Genomic DNA, 21,031 nt, shown 5'->3' on the forward strand with positions numbered 1-21,031 from the left:
TGTGGGGTCAGCGCCCGGCGGCGTCGAGGGACTCGCGGGCGGCGGTGACCACGGCCTCGGCGGTGAGGCCGAACTCCCGGAAGAGCACCTTGTAGTCGGCCGAGGCGCCGAAGTGCTCCAGCGAGACGATGCGGCCGGCCTCGCCGACGTAGCGGTACCAGGTCAGGCCGATACCCGCCTCGACGGCCACCCGAGCCTTGACGGACGGCGGCAGCACTGTCTCCCGGTACCCCTTGTCCTGCTCCTCGAACCACTCGACCGAGGGCATCGACACAACACGGGTGGGAATCCCGGCGGCCTGGAGCTGCTCGCGCGCCTCCACGGCCAGCTGCACCTCGGAACCGGTGCCGATGAGGATGACCCGCGGCTCGCCGCCCTCGGCCTCGAAGAGGACGTAGCCGCCCTTGGCGGCGTTCTCGTCGGCCTCGTAGGTCGGCACGTTCTGCCGGGTCAGGGCCAGGCCGTGCGGAGCCGGGTTCGCGGTGTGGCGGCGGGTGATCTCCCGCCAGGCGATGGCCGTCTCGTTGGCGTCGGCCGGGCGGACCACGTTCAGGCCCGGGATGGCGCGCAGCGCGGACAGGTGCTCCACCGGCTGGTGGGTCGGGCCGTCCTCGCCGAGGCCGATGGAGTCGTGCGTCCACACGTAGGTGACCGGCAGCTTCATCAGCGCGGCGAGCCGGACGGCCGGGCGCATGTAGTCGGAGAAGACCAGGAAGGTACCGCCGTAGACACGGGTGTTGCCGTGCAGCGCGATGCCGTTCATGGTCGAGCCCATGGCGTGCTCGCGGATGCCGAAGTGGATCGTGCGGCCGTACGGGTCGGCCTCCGGCAGCGGGTTGCCCTTCGGGAGGAAGGACGAGGACGCGTCGATCGTGGTGTTGTTGGAGCCGGCGAGGTCGGCGGAGCCGCCCCACAGCTCGGGGAGCACCCCGGCGAGCGCCTTGAGCGCCTGGCCGGAGGCCTTACGGGTGGCGACGTCCTTGCCCGGCTCGAAGACCGGCAGCGCGCTCTCCCAGCCCTCGGGCAGCTCGCCCGCGGTGATCCGGTCGAACAGGGCGGCCCGCCCGGAGTTGGTGTTCCGCCACTCCTGGAGCTTCTTGTCCCAGGCGGCGTGCGCCTCGCGGCCGCGCTCGACCAGGGCGCGGGTGTGGTTGATGACCTCGGTGTCGACCGCGAAGTGCTGCTCGGGGTCGAAGCCGAGGACGCGCTTGGTGGCCGCGACCTCGTCGGCGCCCAGCGCCGAGCCGTGGGACGCCTCGGTGTTCTGCGCGTTCGGGGCGGGCCAGGCGATGATCGTACGGGCCGCGATGATCGAGGGGCGCTCGGTCTCGGCCTGCGCCGCCTTGAGCGCCGCGTGCAGCGCGTGGATGTCGAAGTCGCCGCTCTCGGCCTGCTCGATGCGCTGGACGTGCCAGCCGTACGCCTCGTAGCGCTTCAGCACGTCCTCGGAGAGCGCGGTCGCGGTGTCGCCCTCGATCGAGATGTGGTTGTCGTCGTACAGGGCGACGATGTTGCCGAGCTTCTGGTGGCCGGCCAGCGAGGACGCCTCGGCGGAGATGCCCTCCTCCAGGTCGCCGTCGGAGACGATCGCCCAGATGGTGTGGTCGAACGGTGAGGCGCCCTCGGGCGCCTCCGGGTCGAACAGGCCGCGCTCGTAGCGGGCGGCCATCGCCATGCCCACCGCGTTGGCGATGCCCTGGCCCAGCGGGCCGGTGGTGGTCTCGACACCGGTGGTGTGGCCGAACTCGGGGTGGCCCGGGGTCTTGCTGCCCCAGGTGCGGAACGACCGCAGATCCTCGAGCTCAAGACCGAAGCCCGCCAGGTACAGCTGGACGTAGAGGGTCAGGCTGGTGTGCCCGGGGGAGAGGACGAAGCGGTCCCGGCCCGCCCAGCCCGCGTCGGAGGGGTCGTGCCGCATCAGCTTCTGGAAGAGCAGGTACGCGGCGGGCGCGAGACTCATGGCCGTGCCAGGGTGGCCGTTACCGACCTTCTGTACGGAGTCCATGGCCAGGACCCGGGCCGTGTCGACGGCTCGCTGGTCCAGATCGGTCCACTCGAGGTCTGTGGTAGTCGGCTTGGTGCTCACCCTGAGTCAGGGCTCCTCTCCACAATGTCGAAATCCGGTGACCGTATGTACACCGGCGATGTCGAGCCTACCCCTGGAACAACGGTCATCTTTTCGAGTTCCGCCCAACGGGATAAGGAACGAATTCCGAGGTTGCCGCATTCCCTCCGGGGCCCGTCCGAAGGGCGTCCCGAGCCCTATGGAAGGCACCGTTCCGGGCCCTGCCGAGCCCGTCGTCCGCCGGGCGTGGCCGCCTTACGGGCGCCTTGCCGCGCCTCTACAACACGAGGGACCCCGGCGCGGGGCGGCGCATCCGCTACGTCTAGAGTGGCGTGGTACGCGCAAGTCTTTACCGGCTCTTCATGTCCGGTGCTTGCTTGTTCTTGCTTTCACCAGGGGTGTGCGTGACGGCCGTCGAATCCCGTCCTGCGGGGGTGCTCGAGACGAGCGAAACGAGCTCCGGTCACCGGCCGTTCGGGGCCCGTGTCAAGGCGTTCGTGGCGCTGACGAAGCCGCGTGTCATCGAACTGCTGCTGATGACGACGGTGCCGGTCATGTTCCTGGCCGCCCAGGGCGTCCCGGACCTGTGGCTGGTGGTGGCCACCTGCGTCGGCGGTTACCTGTCGGCCGGTGGCGCCGCCGCGTTCAACATGTATTACGACCGGGACATCGACGCGCTGATGGAGCGCACCGCGCGGCGCCCGCTGGTGACCGGCATGGTCTCACCGCGGGAATGCCTCGTCTTCGCCTTCGCGCTCGCGGCGGGGTCGACGGCCTGGTTCTGGGCGCTGGTCAACCCGCTGTCCGCGATGCTGTCGCTCGGTGCGCTGGTCTTCTACGTCGTCGTCTACACGATGTTGCTCAAGCGCCGCACCTCGCAGAACATCGTCTGGGGCGGCATCGCGGGCTGCATGCCCGTGCTCATCGGCTGGTCCTCGGTGACCGACGAGGTCTCCTGGGCCGCCGTCATCCTCTTCCTCGTCATCTTCTTCTGGACGCCGCCGCACTACTGGCCGCTGTCGATGAAGGTCAAGGACGACTACGAGCGGGCCAGCGTGCCGATGCTGCCGGTGATCGCGGGCAACAAGGCGGTCGCGCGCCAGATCGTCCTCTACAGCTGGGCCATGGTCGGCGTCTCGCTGCTGCTGTGGCCGCTGGGCTACACCGGCTGGTTCTACCCGGCCGTCGCGGCCGTGCTCGGCGGGTTCTGGCTCAAGGAGGCGCACGGTCTCCAGGCGCGCGCCAGGGCCGGGATCACGGGCGCGAAGCTCAAGGAGATGCGGCTGTTCCACTGGTCGATCACCTATGTGTCGCTGCTGTTCGTGGCCGTGGCCGTGGACCCTTTCCTGCGGTGATTACCGGCGGGTAGCATCGGCTGTATGGCAGACACCACCCAGCCGGAGACACCCGAGAGCGGCGAGTCGGCCGCCCAGCCCTCCGCGCCGGAAGCATCCTCGAAGCCGTCCGAGCTGTCCAAGCCGTCCAAGCCGTCCAAGGACGAGAAGCGGGCCGAGCGGCTCGCCCGCCAGATCACGGCCTTCGCCGGGAGCCACGGCGGCGCCGAGGGGCAGCTCGCCCACATCGGGCGCGGCACCGTCCGGATCGCCCTCGTCGGCGCCGACGGCGAATGGGGTGTCCTCGTGGCCCCCTCCCAGGACAGCGCGCGGCGTGCCGCCGAGATCGCCGGGCTGACCCTCCAGGACGACTTCGGCGGCGAGCTCGCCGCCAAGGTCCGCACCGGTCCGTACGAGTGGACGCGCATGGCGGGCATCCAGCTCGGCGGACCCGGCAACCCTCCGGCAGCCGCCTCGTAGAACACCTGAGAACGGGTCCGGCGACACCTCGTGCCCCTTCCGTCCGTTAAGCCCGTCGATGCCGGAGGGCGAGGAGGCGGGCGGCGATGCACGAGGCGACGGACTCCCCGGACACCGTGGGCCCGCCGACCGGCCCGGTCCCCCGCGACGGGCCGGGCCAGGCGGCGGGGCCGATCACCCTGCCGCCGCTGGTCGACCAGCACAGCCACGGCACGGTCGACGGCGAGCTCGGAGTGGGCTCGTTCGAAACCCATCTGGCGGCGGCCGCCGGGTCCGGCGCGGCCCCGGCCGGCACCACCTTCTTCGACAGCTGGACCGGCCTCGCGGTGCGCCGCTGGTGCCCTCCGCTGCTGGGCATGGAGCCCCACTGCGCGCCGGTCAGCTATCTGGCCCGCCGCCGTGAGCTGGGCGCGTACCGCGCCGCGCGGCTGCTGCTGCGCGGCGCGGGCATCGGCACCTTTCTGCTGGAGTCCGGCGCCCGGGACGATCTCAGCGGCCCCGATGAACTGGCCGCGGCCGCCGACGGCACGGTCCTCGAGGTGGTCCGGCTGGAGCCGCTGGCCGAGCAGGTCGCCGACACCTCCGGCACGGTTGACGCCTTCATCGGCAACACCGCGGAGGCGCTGTACGCGGCGGCCCAGCACGCGACCGCCTTCGCCATGGGGATCGCCTTCTGCGACGAGATCCCGCCCGACCCGCGCGAGGTGCGGCGCGCCGCCGCCCGCTGGCTCGCGCTCACCGTCCGTCCGGACCGGAACCGCGCCCCCGACCCCGCGCTCGCCCAGCATCTGCTGTGGAGCGCCGTGGCGACCGGTCTTCCGGTGCAGCTGCACTGCGCCGATCCGCAGTCGCTCATCGGCTTCCTGCGCGCCACGGCCGGCTTCGGCACCGATCTGGTGCTGCTGCCGGACCGGCCGCACCACCGGCGGGCGGCCCAGCTCGCCGCCGCCTTCCCGCACGTCTACGCGGACGCCGGGCCGCGGCCCGGGGAGACCCTGGGCGAGGCGCCGTTCGGCAAGCTGCTGTTCTCGACGGGCGCGCGGGCGCTGCCCGAGCTGTATGTGGCCGCGTCCCGGCTGTTCGGCCAGGCCATGGCCCGGCTGGCGGAGGAGTGGGTCGGCGAGGGGATCTGCACCCGGGCCGAGGCCCAGCGGATCGCCGGGCTGGTCGCGGCCGGAACCGCGCGCCGGGTCTACCGGCTGGACGCGGCCGGTTCGGGCTGAACGGTCTCGTGGTCGCCGGTGGGGGCGGGCACGGCCGCCGGGAGCGCGGCGCGCTCGCGCTGGGCGAGCAGCACCCGCAGCGCCGCGATCCACACCAGGCAGGAGCCGAGCATGTGGATGCCGACGACGACCTCGGGCAGATGGGTGAAGTACTGCACGTACCCGATCACGCCCTGCGCGAGCAGCACGACGAGGAGCTCCAGGACCGTACGGCGCTGGGCGGCGGGGGCCTTCACGGCCCGCAGCGTGAACCACAGGGCGACGGTGAGGCCCAGCACGATGTAGACGAAGTCCACATGCAGCTGGGTGATCTCCTGCCAGTTCAGCGGGATGCGGTGCACCTCACGGGCGTCACCGGCGTGCGGGCCCGCGCCGGTGACCACCGTGCCGATCAGGATCAGCGCCAGGGTCGCGCCCACCAGCAGCCAGGTCAGCTGGCGCGCCGGGCGGGCGATGAGGTCGCGCGGCTCGCCGTCACCCTCGCGAGCCCGCTGCCAGACCACCATCGCGACCGTGAGGAGCGCGGAGGACAGTAGGAAGTGCGAGCTGACGATGTACGGGTTGAGCCCGGTGAGGACCACGATGCCGCCGACGACGGCGTTGCCCATCACGATCCAGAACTGGGCCCAGCCCAGCCGGGTGAGGGAGCGGCGCACCGGCGTGCGGGCCCGCGCGGCGATGATCAGCACACCGACGAAGACGCACAGGACGTACGTCAGCATGCGGTTGGTGAACTCGATGACACCGTTGATGCCCATGTCGGCGGTGGGCGTCAGGCTGGACGGGGTGCACTTGGGCCAGGTGTCACAGCCCAGGCCGGACTGGGTGAGCCGGACCGCGCCCCCGGTCACCACGATGACCACGGCCATCACCACGGTGGCCAGCGCGGCCCGCTCCACGAACCGCGCGGAGGGCTGCCAGCGCCGGGCGATCAGCTCGAAGGGATTCAGCGAATTCGGCACCCGCCCATCGTAGGCCGCCGCTTGTGCAGCTTTTCACGAGGGGTTGTGTTCCGGTAAAGCCGCAGGTCGCGAGGGTCGGCTTGGGCTGCTTCCAGCGGCGCTCGGGCTGCTTCCAGCGGTACCCGGCTGCTTCCAGCGGTACCCGGGCTGCTTCCAGCGCGATCCGGGCTACTCCCAGCGGAAGAAGCGGGCCGCCGTGCCCAGCCCCAGCACCGCCCAGACCGCCAGGATTCCCAGATCCCGCCACGGCATCCCGGCCCCGTCCTGGAGGACGTCCCGCAGCCCGCCCGAGAGCGCCGAGATCGGCAGCAGCTCCAGCGCGCTCCGCACGGCGCCCGGGAACTTGTCCAGCGACACGATGACGCCCCCGGACACGAGCAGCAGCAGGAAGACCAGATTGGCGGCGGCCAGCGTCGCCTCGGCCTTCAGCGTGCCCGCCATCAGCAGCCCGAGGCCGGAGAACGCCGCGGTGCCGAGGATCAGCAGCAGCGCCACGGAGAGCGGGTCGCCGTGCGGCGACCAGCCGAGCGCCAGCGCGATCGCGGTCAGCAGCACGATCTGCATCACCTCGGTGACCAGCACGGCGCAGGTCTTGGCGGCCATCAGCCCCCACCGCGGCAGCGGTGAGACGGCGAGCCGCTTGAGCACGCCGTAGCGCCGCTCGAAGCCGGTGGCGATGGCCTGTCCGGTGAACGCCGTGGACAGCACGGCGAGCGCCAGCACGCCGGGCGCCAGGAAGTCCACCGTGCTGCCGTCCGAGCCGGTGTCGACGATGTCGACGGTGCTGAAGAGCACCAGCACCAGGGACGGGATGACGACGGTCAGCAGCAGCTGTTCGCCGTTGCGCAGCAGCATCCGGGTCTCCAGGGCGGCCTGCGCCCGGATCATCCGCGGCAGCGGGGCCGCCCCCGGCTTGGGGAGAAAAGTGCCCGTGGCGGTCACGCTCGCAGCTCCTTACCGGTGAGCTCCAGGAAGACGTCCTCGAGGGTGTGCCGCTCGACCGAGATCCGGTCCGGCATCACCCCGTTCTGCGCGCACCAGGAGGTGACGGTGGCCAGCATCTGGGGGTTGACCTTGCCGGTGACGCGGTACGAGCCGGACGTCAGCTCGGCGGCCGTGGAGTCGGCGGGCAGCGCCTTGAGCAGCGAGGCCAGGTCGAGCGCGGGGCGGCCGATGAAGCGCAGGGTGTTCTCGGCGCCGCCCCGGCACAGCTCCTCCGGGGTGCCCCGGGCGATCACCTTGCCGCCGTCGATGATCGCCACGTCGTCGGCGAGCTGCTCGGCCTCGTCCATGTAGTGGGTCGTCAGCATCACGGTGACCCCGTCGTCCCGCAGATCGCGGATGAGGTCCCAGGTGGCGCGGCGGGCCTGCGGGTCGAGCCCGGCGGTCGGCTCGTCGAGGAAGACCAGCTCGGGGCGGCCGACGACGGCCATGGCGAGCGCGAGCCGCTGCTGCTGGCCCCCGGAGAGCCGCCGGTAGGTGGTCCGGCCGCAGGAGCCGAGACCGAGCCGCTCGATCAGCAGATTCACCTCCACCGGATGCGCGTGGAGGGAGGCGGTGTGGCGCAGCATCTCCTCTGCGCGCGCGCCGGAGTAAACGCCTCCGGACTGGAGCATCACCCCGACCCGGGGGCGCAGCGCCGGGGCGTCCGAGACCGGGTCGAGCCCGAATATCCGGACCGTCCCGGCGTCGGGGCGGCGGTACCCCTCGCAGGTCTCGACGGTGGTGGTCTTACCGGCTCCGTTGGGGCCCAGAACGGCGGTCACGGTGCCCCGGCCGACGGACAGATCGAGCCCGTCGACCGCGGTCTTCGGGCCGTACCGCTTGACCAGGCCGACGATGTCGACCGCGGGCTCTTCTCGCATGCCCGGCAGTCTACGAATCCCGGGGCCGTCCGTGGGCGGCAGGGCCGGAAGCCGTGGCGCCCGCTGTCCGGGCCCGGAGGCGTCGCCGCAGGTGAGCCCCGGTCTCGGAGTTAGGCAGACCTAAGTGACGTACCACACCGGAACCGGCGATCTCCTCGCTTGTGGATCGCCGGGGAATTACGCAACAATGGTGTTGTGAAATACGCGAGCGAGGCTCCGAACGAACGCGCGGCCGAAGCGGCCGCGCGGTCCGGCATGCCCGCGTCCGCGCCGGAAGAGCAGCACGGCACCCGCAACCGGGTGGCGCGCTCCATCCTCGACCACGGCCCCTCCACCGCGGCGGAGCTCGCCCTGCGGCTGGAGCTGACCCAGGCGGCCGTCCGCCGCCACCTGGACACCCTCGTTGCCGACGGCGTCGTCGAGCCCCGGGAGAAGAGGGTGTACGGGGCGCGGGGGCGCGGCCGCCCGGCCAAGGTCTTCGCGCTCACCGACTGCGGTCGCGACGCCTTCGACCAGGCCTACGACAAGCTCGCCGTCGACGCTCTCCGCTGGATCGAGCAGAGCGCCGGAGGCGGTGAGGCGGGGCGTGCCGCGGTCGCGGCGTTCGCCCGCGCCAGGCTCGCCGCCCAGGCGGAGGAGTACCGCGGCGCCGTCGAGGCCGCCGCCCCCGGCGGCCGCACCGAAGCGCTCGCCGGAGCACTCTCCGCGGACGGGTACGCTGCTACGGCGCGCAGCGCGCCGGTCGGCGAACAGCTCTGCCAGCACCACTGCCCGGTCGCCCACGCAGCCGAGCGATATCCGCAGCTGTGTGAGGCGGAGACCGAGGTCTTCTCCCAGCTGCTCGGAACCCATGTGCAGCGTCTGGCCACCATCGCCCACGGCGACGGGGTGTGCACGACGTTCGTTCCGAAGACCGGCAAGGTCGAGAAGGCCGACACCAGCACCACCAAGACCACCACCGCATCTGCCAGCACGGCCGGGAGGAACCCCGCATGACTCTCCCCACGGAGACCGCTCACCCCGAGCTTGAGGGCCTGGGCAACTACGAGTACGGCTGGGCCGACTCCGACGTGGCCGGCGCCTCGGCCAAGCGCGGCCTCTCCGAGGAGGTCGTACGCGACATCTCGGGGAAGAAGTCCGAGCCGGAGTGGATGCTCAAGCTCCGCCTCAAGGGCCTGAAGCTCTTCGGCAAGAAGCCCATGCCCACCTGGGGCTCGGACCTGTCGGGTATCGACTTCGACAACATCAAGTACTTCGTCCGCTCCACCGAGCAGCAGGCCGCCTCCTGGGAGGACCTGCCCGAGGACATCAAGAACACGTACGACAAGCTGGGCATCCCGGAGGCCGAGAAGCAGCGCCTCGTCGCGGGTGTCGCGGCCCAGTACGAGTCCGAGGTCGTCTACCACCAGATCCGTGAGGACCTGGAGGAGCAGGGCGTCATCTTCCTGGACACCGACACCGCGCTCAAGGAGCACCCGGAGCTCTTCAAGGAGTACTTCGGCACCGTGATCCCGGCGGGCGACAACAAGTTCGCCTCGCTGAACACGGCGGTCTGGTCCGGCGGCTCGTTCATCTACGTGCCGAAGGGCGTGCACGTGGAGATCCCGCTGCAGGCGTACTTCCGCATCAACACCGAGAACATGGGCCAGTTCGAGCGGACGCTGATCATCGTCGACGAGGACGCCTACGTCCACTACGTCGAGGGCTGCACCGCGCCGATCTACAAGTCGGACTCGCTGCACTCCGCGGTCGTCGAGATCATCGTCAAGAAGGGCGCCCGCTGCCGCTACACGACCATCCAGAACTGGTCGAACAACGTCTACAACCTGGTCACCAAGCGCGCCGTGGCCTACGAGGGCGCGACCATGGAGTGGGTCGACGGCAACATCGGCTCCAAGGTGACCATGAAGTACCCCGCCGTCTACCTGATGGGTGAGCACGCCAAGGGCGAGACCCTGTCCATCGCCTTCGCGGGCGAGGGCCAGCACCAGGACGCCGGCGCCAAGATGGTCCACATGGCCCCCCGCACCTCGTCGAACATCGTCTCCAAGTCGGTGGCGCGCGGCGGTGGCCGCACCTCCTACCGCGGTCTGATCGAGATCGGCGAGGGCGCCGAGGGCTCCAAGTCCAATGTGCTGTGCGACGCCCTGCTCGTCGACACGATCTCCCGCTCGGACACCTACCCGTATGTGGACGTCCGCGAGGACGACGTGTCCATGGGCCATGAGGCGACCGTCTCCAAGGTCAGCGACGACCAGCTCTTCTACCTGATGAGCCGCGGACTGTCCGAGGACGAGGCCATGGCGATGATCGTGCGCGGCTTCGTCGAGCCGATCGCGCGCGAGCTGCCCATGGAGTACGCGCTGGAGCTCAACCGGCTGATCGAGCTGCAGATGGAGGGCGCGGTCGGCTGACGCCACCCCCTCCCCGCCCGGCGGGGGCCGAAGCCTCCGCCCGGGCACCCCACTCAGGCCCATCAGGCAGAAAGAGAGCAGTACGACAGCCATGGCTGAAACCATCCCGGCCGGATCCACCACGGACGGCGTCATCCAGGTGGGCCAGCCCACCGATGCCCGGGTGAGCGCGCCCGCGTCGTACGACGTGGCCGACTTCCCGGTGCCCCACGGCCGCGAGGAGGACTGGCGGTTCACCCCCCTGGAGCGGCTGCGCGGTCTCCACGACGGCACGGCCGTCGCCGACGGCGGCGTCAAGGTCGAGGTGACCGCCCCCGCGGGCGTCACGGTCGAGACCGTGGGCCGTGACGACGCGCGCCTGGGGAAGGCCGGCAAGCCGGTGGACCGGGTGGCGGCGCAGGCGTACAGCTCCTTCGAGAAGGCATCGGTCGTCTCGGTGCCCAAGGAGACGGTGCTCACCGAGCCGGTGCGGATCGCCGTGCACGGCGAGGGCGGCACCGCCTTCGGCCACCAGGTGATCGAGATCGGCGCCTTCGCCGAGGCGGTCGTGGTCATCGACCACACCGGTGACGCCACGGTCGCCGCCAATGTGGAGTACCTGATCGGCGACGGCGCCAAGCTCACCGTGGTCTCGGTCCAGGACTGGGACGACACCGCGGTCCACGCCGGTCAGCACACCGCGCTGGTCGGCCGGGACGCCACCTTCAAGTCCGTGGTCGTCACCTTCGGCGGCGACCTGGTGCGGCTCCACCCGCGGGTCGTCTACGGCGCCCCGGGCGGTGAGGCCGAGCTCTACGGCCTGTACTTCACCGACAACGGCCAGCACCAGGAGCACCGGCTCTTCATCGACCACGACACCCCGCACTGCCGCAGCAACGTGGCCTACAAGGGCGCGCTGCAGGGCGCGGAGGCGCACGCGGTGTGGATCGGCGATGTGCTGATCCGGGCCGCCGCGGAGGGCACCGACACCTACGAGCTCAACCGCAACCTGGTCCTCACCGACGGCGCCCGCGTCGACTCGGTGCCGAACCTGGAGATCGAGACCGGTGAGATCGTCGGCGCCGGTCACGCGAGCGCGACCGGTCGCTTCGAGGACGAGCAGCTGTTCTACCTGATGGCGCGCGGCATCCCGGCCGACGAGGCCCGTCGGCTGGTGGTCCGCGGCTTCTTCGCCGAGCTCGTCCAGCAGATCGGGCTCCCCGAGCTGGAGGAGCGGCTGATCGCCAAGATCGAGGCCGAGCTGGAGGCGTCCGTAGGATGACCCCGACCTTCGTACGCGTCTGCGCGCTGGACGAACTCGAGGAAGACACCCCCAAGCGGGTCGAGCTCGAGGGCGTGCCGGTCGCTCTGGTGCGCACCGAGGGCGAGGTGTTCGCGGTCAACGACATCTGCTCGCACGCGAACGTCTCGCTGTCCGAGGGCGAGGTGGAGGACTGCCAGATCGAGTGCTGGCTGCACGGCTCCAGCTTCGACCTGCGCACCGGAAAGCCGTCCGGCCTCCCCGCGACGCGCCCGATCCCCGTGTACCCCGTAAAGATCGAAGGGGACGATGTGCTCGTCTCCGTCACCCAGGAGTCCTGAGGCACCCATGGCCACGCTTGAGATCAACGACCTGCACGTTTCCGTCGACGCCGAGGGCGGCCCCCGCGAGATCCTGCGCGGTGTCGACCTGACCGTGAAGCAGGGCGAGACGCACGCCATCATGGGCCCCAACGGCTCCGGCAAGTCCACCCTGGCCTACTCGCTCGCCGGTCACCCGAAGTACACGGTCACCGGCGGCACCGTGACGCTGGACGGCGAGGACGTGCTCGCGATGTCCGTCGACGAGCGCGCCCGCGCCGGTGTCTTCCTCGCCATGCAGTACCCGGTCGAGGTCCCCGGCGTCTCGGTCTCCAACTTCCTGCGTACCTCCGCGACCGCGATCCGCGGCGAGGCGCCCAAGCTGCGCACCTGGGTGAAGGAGGTCAAGGAGGCCATGGAGCGCCTCCACATCGACCCCTCCTTCGCCGAGCGGAATGTGAACGAGGGCTTCTCCGGCGGTGAGAAGAAGCGCCACGAGATCCTCCAGCTGGAGCTGCTGAAGCCGGCCATCGCGATCCTCGACGAGACCGACTCCGGCCTCGACGTGGACGCGCTGCGGGTGGTCTCCGAGGGCGTCAACCGGGTCCGCGAGGCCGGCCAGGTGGGCACCCTGCTGATCACCCACTACACCCGCATCCTGCGGTACATCAAGCCCGACCACGTCCACGTCTTCGCGGCGGGCCGGATCGCCGAGTCCGGCGGTCCCGAGCTCGCCGACAAGCTGGAAGAAGAGGGCTACGAGGAGTACGTGAAGGGAGGCGCGTCCGAGTGACACAGTTGCCGGGCCTCCTCGACACCGAGGCGATCCGTAAGGACTTCCCGATCCTGGACCGGGTCGTCCACGACGGCCAGCGGCTCGTCTACCTGGACAACGCGGCGACCTCGCAGAAGCCGCGCCAGGTGCTGGACGTGCTGAACGACTACTACGAGCGCTCCAACGCCAATGTGCACCGGGGCGTCCATGTGCTCGCGGAGGAGGCCACGGCGCTGTACGAGGGCGCCCGCGACAAGGTCGCCGCCTTCATCAACGCTCCCAGCCGCGACGAGGTGATCTTCACCAAGAACGCGTCGGAGTCCCTCAACCTGGTCGCCAACATGCTCGGCTGGGCCGATGAGCCCTACCGGGTGGACCAGGACACCGAGATCGTCATCACCGAGATGGAGCACCACTCCAACATCGTTCCGTGGCAGCTGCTCTCGCAGCGCACCGGCGCGAAGCTGAAGTGGTTCGGCCTCACCGAGGACGGCCGCCTCGACCTGTCGGAGATAGAGCAGATCATCACCGAGAAGACCAAGGTCGTCTCGTTCGTGCTGGTCTCCAACATCCTCGGTACGGTCAACCCGGTCGAGGCGATCGTCCGCCGCGCCCAGGACGTCGGCGCCCTCGTGGTGATCGACGCCTCCCAGGCCGCCCCGCACATGCTGCTGGACGTGCAGGCGCTCCAGGCCGACTTCGTGGCCTTCACCGGCCACAAGATGTGCGGTCCGACCGGTATCGGGGTGCTGTGGGGCCGCCAGGAGCTGCTGGAGGACCTGCCTCCGTTCCTCGGCGGCGGCGAGATGATCGAGACCGTCTCCATGCACTCGTCCACCTACGCCCCGGCGCCGCACAAGTTCGAGGCCGGTACGCCCCCGATCGCCCAGGCCGTCGGCCTCGGCGCGGCCGTGGACTACCTCACCTCGATCGGCATGGACAACATCGCCCGCCATGAGCACGCCCTCACGCACTACGCGGTCGGCAGGCTCCTGGAGGTCCCGGACCTGCGCATCATCGGCCCCACCACGGCCGAGGAGCGCGGTGCCACGATCTCCTTCACGCTCGGCGACATCCACCCCCACGATGTGGGCCAGGTGCTGGACGAGCAGGGGATCGCGGTCCGGGTGGGCCACCACTGCGCCCGCCCCGTATGCCTGCGCTACGGAATTCCGGCGACCACCCGAGCGTCGTTCTATCTGTACTCCACGCCGGCCGAGGTCGACGCCTTGGTGGAGGGCCTGGAGCACGTACGGAACTTCTTCGGGTAGGGGCGTGCCGCGTGAAGCTGGATTCGATGTACCAGGACGTCATCCTGGACCACTACAAGAACCCCCACGGCCGGGGGCTGAGGAACGGCGACGCAGAGGTACACCATGTCAATCCCACCTGCGGTGACGAGATCACGCTCCGGGTGCGGCTTGACGGCGACACCATCAAGGACGTGAGCTACGAGGGCCAGGGCTGTTCCATCAGCCAGGCCAGCGCCTCGGTGCTCAACGAGCTGCTGGTGGGCAAGGAGCTGGCCGAGGCCCGCAGAATCCAGGAGACCTTCCTGGAGCTGATGCAGTCCAAGGGCAAGGCCGAGCCGGACGACGCCATGGAGGAGGTGCTGGAGGACGCGATCGCGTTCGCCGGTGTCTCCAAGTACCCGGCCCGGGTGAAATGCGCCCTGCTGAGCTGGATGGCCTGGAAGGACGCCACGGCGCAGGCACTGGGCGAGACCGCCGGAGGGAAGACCGCATGACTGAGAACGCCACCACCACCAAGCCCGCCAGCGAGGAAGAGGTCCGCGAGGCCCTGTACGACGTCGTGGACCCCGAGCTGGGCATCGACGTGGTCAACCTCGGTCTGGTCTACGGCATCCATGTCGACGACGGCAATATCGCCACCATCGACATGACGCTCACCTCGGCGGCCTGTCCGCTGACCGATGTCATCGAGGACCAGGCCAAGTCCGCGACCGACGGCATCGTGAACGAGCTGCGGATCAACTGGGTCTGGATGCCGCCGTGGGGCCCGGACAAGATCACCGACGATGGGCGTGAGCAGCTGCGGGCGCTCGGCTTCAACGTCTGACAGCTCCCCCCAGGGCTTTTCGAGCGGCCCCCGCGCTTCGGCGCGGGGGCCGCTCGTATGTCCGGACCCGGCGCTGTCCGGACCCGCCGCGGCTGGTTGTGTACGGCCGTACGCATCGTTGTGTACGCTTGTACGCATGGCATATGTGACGCTCTCCGGGGCAATCCTGGCCGAGATCCTGGCGACCACCTCGATGAAGTACAGCGAAGGCTTCAGCAGGCTCTGGCCCTCGCTGGCCACCGGCGCGGGCTATCTGCTCTCCTTCGTGCTGCTCGCGCACACGCTCAAGTCCCTCTCCGTCAGCACCGCCTACGCCATATGGTCCGGGGCCGGGACCGCCGTCATCGCCGCGATCGGCATGCTCTTCCTGGGGGAGGCGATGACCGCCGCCAAGGTGCTGGGCGTACTGCTGGTCATCGCCGGTGTGGTGGTGCTCAATCTGAACGGCGCCCACTGATGGGCCGCCGCTACGACCCCGAGCGGCGGCAGCGGATCATCGACGCCGCGGCCGCCGTGGTCCGCGAGCGCGGCATCGCGGGGCTCGGCCACCGGGCCGTGGCCGCCGCGGCCGATGTGCCGCTGGGCTCGACGACCTACCACTTCGCGACCCTCGACGACCTGCTGATCGCGGCGCTCCGCCAGATCAACGCGGAGTGGCTGGCGGAGGTGGAGCACTGGGTGGAGGGCGTCGACCCGGCCGCGCCGCCCGCCGACGAGCTGGCCCGGTGGCTGGGGGAGCAGCTCACGGACGACCGGGCGCGGATGGAGCTGGAGTACGAGCTGTACTTCGCCGCGCTGCGCCATGAGGGGCTGCGGCCGCTCGCCGCCGAGTGCCTGGACGAGATGGCCCGGATGCTGACGCGACTGGTGCCCGACGCGGCCACGGCGCGCGCGGTGGTGGCCCTGATCGACGGGCTGACGTTGCAGGTGCTGCTTGCGGACCGCCCGTACGACCGGGAGGACACCCGCGCCGCGCTGGCGCGGATCATGGGCGGGGACGGCGACGACGGGCCGCCCGCAGGCTGAGACCGCACGGGCGCCCGCTCGGCGGGACCGCACGGGCGCCTGCTCGGCGGGACCGCACAGCGGACCGCCCGGGACCGCTCGCTGAGACCGGTTCGCCTCCCGGGCCCGGCTCCGGTTAGCGTTCTGACCATGACCGATGCACCCACCACCGCCCCCACCGGCGCCGTCGCCGCCGGTCTCGCCACCCTCACCGAGGACGGCACCGTCCTGGACACCTGGTTCCCGGCCCCCGAGCTGACCGCCGAACCCCGCCCGGCCGGGACCGAGCGGCTCGACGCCGAGCGCACCACGCGGCTGCTGGGCGAGACCGCCCTCAAGGCGGTCGGACCGGACCCCCGGCGCGGCGTCGAGGTCGTCGCCGTCCGCACGGTCATCGCCTCGCTGGACGAGAAGCCCAGGGACGCGCACGACGTCTATCTGCGGCTGCATCTGCTCAGCCACCGGCTGGTCAAGCCGCACGGCCTGAGCCTGGACGGCCAGTTCGGCCTGCTGGCCAACGTCGCCTGGACCTCGCTCGGCCCGGTCGCCGCCGACCAGGTGGAGCCGGCCCGGCTCGCCGCCCGCGCCGAGGGGCTGCAGCTGTCGGTGACCAGTGTCGACAAGTTCCCCCGGATGACCGACTACGTCGTCCCCGCCGGGGTCCGCATCGGCGACGCCGACCGGGTCCGGCTCGGCGCCCACCTTGCCCCCGGGACCACGGTCATGCACGAGGGCTTCGTCAACTTCAACGCCGGGACGCTCGGCACCTCCATGGTCGAGGGCCGGATCAGCGCGGGCGTCGTGGTCGGCGACGGCTCCGACATCGGCGGCGGCGCCTCGATCATGGGCACCCTCTCCGGCGGCGGCAAGCAGACGATCACCATCGGCGAGCGCTGCCTGCTCGGCGCCGAGGCGGGCCTGGGCATCTCGCTCGGCGACGACTGCATCGTCGAGGCGGGGCTGTACGTCACGGCGGGCACCCGCATCACGCTCCCGGACGGCAAGCTCGCCAAGGCCCTGGAGCTGTCCGGCGTCAACAACTTGCTCTTCCGCCGCAACTCCATCACCGGCACGGTGGAGGCGCTGCCTCGGACGGGTTCTTGGGGCGGGTTGAACGAGGCGTTGCACCGCCACAACTGAGGTTGGGCGCGCGCCTTGGGTTTCGTTGCGGGGTGCGGGCCGGTGGGTGGTGTTGTGCCCACCCGTTCCGCCAGGGGGCACCTCCCAGCGGTAGCTGGGGGAGGAACGATTGCCCACAACGGTCACCCACCGGAGTGCGCCCCTTAGGGGCGCACTCGTACCACCTGGGGGTCGTGGTCGCTTGACTGGTCCGAGAACTCGGCGTTGATGTGCACGATGTCGTAGTCGGCCCGGCGCAGCGCGCGGCTGGTCAGGATGTGGTCCAGCACCTGCGAATTGCCGTTGTAGACATAGCCGTAGCGCTCGTCCCTCGGCAGCCGGGTCACCAGGTCCGTCAGCACACCGCCCTCGGTGAGGTCGGCCAGCGCGGGCGAGAACTGGTAGTCGTTGAGGTCGCCCGCGACGACCACCGACGCCTTCGGGTCCGCGTTGAGCAGCGACTTGACGAAGGTGTTGACCGCCGTGGCCTGCCCGGTGCGCTGGGTCTCCGAGGAGCGGGCCGGGGGCTGGAAGCGGCTGTCCAGGCCCTGGTCGCCGCCCTTGGAGTTGAAGTGGTTCGCGACCACGAACACCGGGTGGCCCCGGAAGGAGAACTGCCCGGCCAGCGGCTTGCGGCTGTCCTTCCAGACGCCGTTCGCCGGGTCGATACGGCCGGGGGAGGCCGACAGCGTGGCCTTGCCGCCCTTCTTCTCGACCTTCACGGGGGTGGTGGAGTCGCCGCCGGGGACGTCGGTGAAGGACACCCGCTCGGGGTTGTAGAGGAACGCCACGCGGATGTTGCCGCCCGGCTCGCCGCCGTCCTGGTCGTCCACCGGGTTGATCTGCCGCCACTCGTACCCGGGACCGCCCGCCGCCTTGATCGCGTCGGTGAGCTTCTTCAGTGTGGCGTCGGCGCTCACCACCGAGTCGTTCGTCGCGCCGTTGTCGTCCTGGACCTCCTCCAGGGCGACGATGTCCGGCGAGGCGAGGTGCTCCACAAGACCGGTGGCCAGCCGGTCGAACTTCGACTGGGCGGTCTTGGGGGAGAGGTTCTCCACGTTGTAGGTGGCGATGGAGAGTTCGTCCGCCTTCTGCTTACGGGTGGTCTCCCGCCGCGGGCCGTGGTCGGCCAGTTCGCCCATCGCGGTGGCCGCGATCGTGTAGCCGCCGAAGTTGTCGTAGTCCATCGGCCCGGCCGTGGTGCCGGTCAGCGCGTCGCCGACGTCCGCCACGGGGAAGGGGAGCTGGGCGTAGGGCAGGAGCGAGACCACCTTCACCCGGCCCGCGTTCGGGTCGCGGTACGAGTCGTAGAGGGCGCCGCCGCGCGCGGTGCGCTGGTGGCGGGGCTCGGCGGTGACCCACAGCTCCTTGTAGGTGTTGGTCGCGCCGACCACGGGGGCGTTCTCGACCGAGACCCGCATGCCCTCCAGCGACTCGTAGCGGTCCAGGGCGTACGAGCGCGGCCGCAACGTCAGCCCCTCGACGGAGCCGCCGCCGGCGTCCGGGGCGTAGCGGTCGGGGACCGTGGCGGGGCCGAGCCGGTAGGCGGCGGGCAGCGCGTTGCCGGAGGACCGGACCGTCCAGGCCGCCTTGGTCAGCTCGGTGAGCGACTGCCCACCGGCGTCCTTGCCGCCCGGGTAGTACTCGGACACCGACCCGGAGACCAGCACCGAGTCGCCCACGGTGACCGAGGGCGTGGTCGACCCGGTGAAGACGAAGATCGCCTCACTGGTGGCCGCGTCCTTGTCGGGCCTGGTGTCCTGGATCCAGAAGCCGCGCGAGGAGCCGAAGGCGCGTATCGCCGTGACCGTGCCGGGGACGTCGCTCACCTGCTGTCCGGCGAGCGGGGATATCCGGGTGCTGCCCTGGATGTCATGGATGCGGACCTCGGCGGCGGAGGCCGGCGAGCCCACCGCGAGCAGCCCGGTCGCGAGGGCCGAGGCGGCGACGGCGGTGAGGGCGACGGGTCCGCGCGGGGCGCGAAGGGACATGGTGGTGGCCTCCGGAAAGGAGTGAACGGCGAGGGATGTGCCTCTACGCGCGTCAATCTCTTTCCTCGCCACGGAAGTTGTCAAGGGAGGACGGGTGGCCCGGGCATGGCGGAAGTGGGGCGGAAACATGAACGAGGGCCGCGGGATGTGGTGCGGGAGGGGGCGCGGGACGGGGCGCGGACCACATCGGGACGAAAGTGCCGTCCCGTTCCGTCTACGCTGGGGTCCGGGCCGTATCCGCGCACCCGCGCCGGTACACCCCGCATCGCCGTACCCCCATGGCTCCGCGGTCCCGTGGACCCATGGCCCCACAGCCCCATAGCCCCGCATTCGCGCCCGCGACCTCCGCGCCCGCGACTTCCGTGCCCTCGAGGAGTGACGTCCGCCCATGCCAGAAGAGCGCCCCACCATGCCGCCCGTGCGGCTTCGCACCGACGCGGAACTCGCGCGGGACGCACTCGCCACGCCGCTGCTCGCCCGCGCGGTCCGGCTCGCCCGCTGGGCCGAGAAGGGGAAGCCGGTGGCGTCGGGCGGGGCGCTGCCGGAGGGCGAGCTGCGGGAGGCGACCGAGCTGCTGGAGCTCGCGGGGGACGAGGACGGGCCGCTGTACGCGGCGCAGGCGTGGCAGCTGGCGGTGGACACCGGGCTGGTCGAGATCGAGGAGCCGGCGGGGGCCGACGGCGACGGCGACGGTGCCGGTGTTGACGCGAACGGTGAGGCGACGGCCGAGGACGAGTTCCCCGCCGTCGCGACCAGCGGCGAGGAACTGCGGCTGATCACCGAGGGCGGCCCCCGCGACGTCCTGGACATCTGGCTGGACGGCTTCGAAACGGTGCTGGCCGACGCCGCCGCCCCCGATCTGAGCGACATCGCCGCCCAGATCAGCGAGAGCGGTGAGCTCGACCTCGACGCGCTCGACTGGAACCCGGAGGAGGAGGCCGAATTCCTCGACGGGGTGCTGGGCAACCTCTATCTGCTGACCGCCCTGGACGAGGAGGCCGCCACGGCCCCCGTACCGCTGCCCGCGCTCGCCGCCTCCATGATCGTCCCCGAGGACATGGACGAGCCCACCGACGACATCCTCGAAGAAGTCTCCGAGGCGATGGTGCGGCTGGACGACCAGTTCCGGCTGCTCGCCCCGACCGGCCTCGTCGACTACCAGCCGGTGGACGAGGCGCTGATCCAGGAGGTCGACGGCGAGGGCCGGATCCAGGAGCCCGAGACGGCCCAGGAGCCCGAGGACGAGGACGTCTCCCGCTACGGCATGGTCCGGCTCACCCCGCTCGGCGTCTACGCCGTACGGGCCCGGATGCTCGAGGCGGGCATCGATGCCCCGGCCGTCGGCGACCTGGCCGACAAGGGCGCCGGCGTCCTGCTGGACGCCCTCCCCGGCCGCCCCGAGCCCGCCGCGCAGGCCGAGGCCGAGCAGTGGCTGGCCCGCCGTACGCCCGAGGAGGCCGCCCGCGAGCTGCTGGCCGCCGCCCGCGGCGACGACGAGGACGCGCCGCTGCGCCGCCTCACCTGCCAGCAGACCCTCTCGCTGACCGGGACCGAGGCCGAGCCCGCCCTGCGCGAGGTGCTCGACGACCGCCACCTGGGCGGGCTGGCCCGGGTCTGGCTGGCCGAGCACGGAGTGACGGGCGTCCCGGAGCCGTCGGAGGAGATGGTCTTCTGGCTCACCGTGGACACCCTCGCGGCCCAGCTCGCCTCCGAGGGCGACTCGGCGGAGCTGCGCGACCTGGTGCGGGGCCTGGTCGACCAGTCGGGGAGCTTCTTCGACTCGGCGTGGCGGGTGGACCACCCGGCGACGGCGGACGTGCTGGAGGCGATGGGGCGCCTGCACCCCGACAAGAAGGCCGCGAAGGAGGCCCGCAAGGCCGCCTTCAAGGCTCGCTCAAGGGCATAGCCGCGCCAAGAGGGATGCTGGAGGGAGGGTGCGCCTGCGGCGGGGGTGTTCCCCTCCCTGCCCCTTCCCGAAACTGAGGCTCCGCCCCAGACCCCGGGGGCCAGGGGTGGAGCCCCTGGTAGCGGGGGAGCGCGCGCTGCGTAGAGCCGTATCGGCCCACGCACCGTATATGGGATCGGCTGCCATTCGTCCGTTGATGTCGCGCGCCGTTCAACTGATGTTCGGCCGGGGACGGGAACGTATGGCCGCAGTC

Annotated in this window: 20 protein-coding genes; 15 read left to right on the forward strand and 5 right to left on the reverse strand. The window is 71.0% G+C overall.

Going from position 1 to position 21,031, the window contains the following annotated elements:
• Positions 1-7: 7 nt before the first annotated feature.
• Positions 8-2,086: a transketolase gene (tkt, locus tag LIV37_RS37190; protein ID WP_020872217.1), complete on the reverse strand. Its 2,079-nt coding sequence runs from the start codon at positions 2,084-2,086 to the stop codon at positions 8-10.
• Between the two features lie 383 nt (positions 2,087-2,469).
• Here tkt and LIV37_RS37195 point away from each other — a divergent pair, with 383 nt between their 5' ends.
• From LIV37_RS37195 to LIV37_RS37205, 3 genes are all read left to right on the forward strand, one after another.
• Positions 2,470-3,420, forward strand: a complete 951-nt coding sequence (locus LIV37_RS37195) for a heme o synthase (protein ID WP_121824062.1) — start codon at positions 2,470-2,472, stop codon at positions 3,418-3,420.
• Positions 3,421-3,444: 24 nt separating this feature from the next.
• Positions 3,445-3,879 (forward strand): hypothetical protein, encoded by a 435-nt coding sequence (locus LIV37_RS37200; protein WP_020872219.1) that lies wholly within the window; start codon positions 3,445-3,447, stop codon positions 3,877-3,879.
• 86 nt (positions 3,880-3,965) lie between these two features.
• Positions 3,966-5,102 (forward strand): hypothetical protein, encoded by a 1,137-nt coding sequence (locus tag LIV37_RS37205; RefSeq protein WP_020872220.1) that lies wholly within the window; start codon positions 3,966-3,968, stop codon positions 5,100-5,102.
• Here LIV37_RS37205 and LIV37_RS37210 read toward each other — a convergent pair.
• From LIV37_RS37210 to LIV37_RS37220, 3 genes are all read right to left on the reverse strand, one after another.
• Entirely contained in the window at positions 5,072-6,064 is a 993-nt protein-coding gene (locus LIV37_RS37210; RefSeq protein WP_020872221.1) for a COX15/CtaA family protein, read from the reverse strand. The genes LIV37_RS37205 and LIV37_RS37210 overlap by 31 nt on opposite strands.
• Before the next feature lie 168 nt (positions 6,065-6,232).
• Positions 6,233-7,006, reverse strand: coding sequence for an ABC transporter permease (locus tag LIV37_RS37215; protein WP_020872222.1), 774 nt, complete (start codon positions 7,004-7,006; stop codon positions 6,233-6,235).
• Positions 7,003-7,929 (reverse strand): ABC transporter ATP-binding protein, encoded by a 927-nt coding sequence (locus LIV37_RS37220; protein WP_020872223.1) that lies wholly within the window; start codon positions 7,927-7,929, stop codon positions 7,003-7,005. The genes LIV37_RS37215 and LIV37_RS37220 overlap by 4 nt, the downstream gene beginning before the upstream one ends.
• A gap of 255 nt (positions 7,930-8,184) precedes the next feature.
• On the opposite strand from LIV37_RS37220, the gene LIV37_RS37225 reads away from it, so the two are divergent.
• The 11 genes from LIV37_RS37225 to dapD all read left to right on the forward strand — a co-directional run bounded on the left by LIV37_RS37225 (position 8,185) and on the right by dapD (position 16,902).
• Positions 8,185-8,925 carry a helix-turn-helix transcriptional regulator gene (locus LIV37_RS37225; protein ID WP_121825048.1) on the forward strand — a complete coding sequence of 247 codons (741 nt, stop codon included), beginning with the start codon at positions 8,185-8,187 and terminating at the stop codon, positions 8,923-8,925.
• Positions 8,922-10,343 carry a Fe-S cluster assembly protein SufB gene (gene sufB / locus LIV37_RS37230; protein WP_020872225.1) on the forward strand — a complete coding sequence of 474 codons (1,422 nt, stop codon included), beginning with the start codon at positions 8,922-8,924 and terminating at the stop codon, positions 10,341-10,343. The genes LIV37_RS37225 and sufB overlap by 4 nt, the downstream gene beginning before the upstream one ends.
• Positions 10,344-10,434: 91 nt before the next feature.
• Positions 10,435-11,604 carry a Fe-S cluster assembly protein SufD gene (sufD, locus tag LIV37_RS37235; protein WP_020872226.1) on the forward strand — a complete coding sequence of 390 codons (1,170 nt, stop codon included), beginning with the start codon at positions 10,435-10,437 and terminating at the stop codon, positions 11,602-11,604.
• Entirely contained in the window at positions 11,601-11,924 is a 324-nt protein-coding gene (locus LIV37_RS37240) for a bifunctional 3-phenylpropionate/cinnamic acid dioxygenase ferredoxin subunit (RefSeq protein WP_020872227.1), read from the forward strand. Before sufD ends, LIV37_RS37240 begins: the two co-directional genes overlap by 4 nt.
• A gap of 7 nt (positions 11,925-11,931) precedes the next feature.
• Positions 11,932-12,696: a Fe-S cluster assembly ATPase SufC gene (gene sufC / locus LIV37_RS37245; RefSeq protein ID WP_020872228.1), complete on the forward strand. Its 765-nt coding sequence runs from the start codon at positions 11,932-11,934 to the stop codon at positions 12,694-12,696.
• Positions 12,693-13,949, forward strand: a complete 1,257-nt coding sequence (locus LIV37_RS37250; protein ID WP_020872229.1) for a cysteine desulfurase — start codon at positions 12,693-12,695, stop codon at positions 13,947-13,949. The genes sufC and LIV37_RS37250 overlap by 4 nt, the downstream gene beginning before the upstream one ends.
• 11 nt (positions 13,950-13,960) lie before the next feature.
• Positions 13,961-14,425 carry a Fe-S cluster assembly sulfur transfer protein SufU gene (gene sufU / locus LIV37_RS37255; protein WP_020872230.1) on the forward strand — a complete coding sequence of 155 codons (465 nt, stop codon included), beginning with the start codon at positions 13,961-13,963 and terminating at the stop codon, positions 14,423-14,425.
• The gene (locus LIV37_RS37260) at positions 14,422-14,757 is read left to right on the forward strand and encodes a metal-sulfur cluster assembly factor (RefSeq protein WP_020872231.1); all 336 of its coding nucleotides are present in this window, start codon (positions 14,422-14,424) and stop codon (positions 14,755-14,757) included. The genes sufU and LIV37_RS37260 overlap by 4 nt, the downstream gene beginning before the upstream one ends.
• 136 nt (positions 14,758-14,893) lie before the next feature.
• Complete coding sequence (locus LIV37_RS37265) at positions 14,894-15,214, forward strand: DMT family transporter (protein WP_020872232.1); 321 nt, start codon at positions 14,894-14,896, stop codon at positions 15,212-15,214.
• Positions 15,214-15,783 (forward strand): TetR/AcrR family transcriptional regulator, encoded by a 570-nt coding sequence (locus LIV37_RS37270; protein WP_020872233.1) that lies wholly within the window; start codon positions 15,214-15,216, stop codon positions 15,781-15,783. Before LIV37_RS37265 ends, LIV37_RS37270 begins: the two co-directional genes overlap by 1 nt.
• A gap of 129 nt (positions 15,784-15,912) precedes the next feature.
• Positions 15,913-16,902: a 2,3,4,5-tetrahydropyridine-2,6-dicarboxylate N-succinyltransferase gene (dapD, locus tag LIV37_RS37275; RefSeq protein WP_020872234.1), complete on the forward strand. Its 990-nt coding sequence runs from the start codon at positions 15,913-15,915 to the stop codon at positions 16,900-16,902.
• A gap of 143 nt (positions 16,903-17,045) precedes the next feature.
• Here the strand turns inward: dapD and LIV37_RS37280 are convergent, their stop codons facing one another.
• Positions 17,046-18,872 carry an endonuclease/exonuclease/phosphatase family protein gene (locus LIV37_RS37280; RefSeq protein ID WP_020872235.1) on the reverse strand — a complete coding sequence of 609 codons (1,827 nt, stop codon included), beginning with the start codon at positions 18,870-18,872 and terminating at the stop codon, positions 17,046-17,048.
• A gap of 388 nt (positions 18,873-19,260) precedes the next feature.
• Here LIV37_RS37280 and LIV37_RS37285 point away from each other — a divergent pair, with 388 nt between their 5' ends.
• Complete coding sequence (locus LIV37_RS37285; protein WP_121824061.1) at positions 19,261-20,778, forward strand: hypothetical protein; 1,518 nt, start codon at positions 19,261-19,263, stop codon at positions 20,776-20,778.
• Positions 20,779-21,031 lie beyond the last annotated feature (253 nt).

Source organism: Streptomyces rapamycinicus NRRL 5491 (assembly GCF_024298965.1).
GTDB lineage: Bacteria > Actinomycetota > Actinomycetes > Streptomycetales > Streptomycetaceae > Streptomyces > Streptomyces rapamycinicus.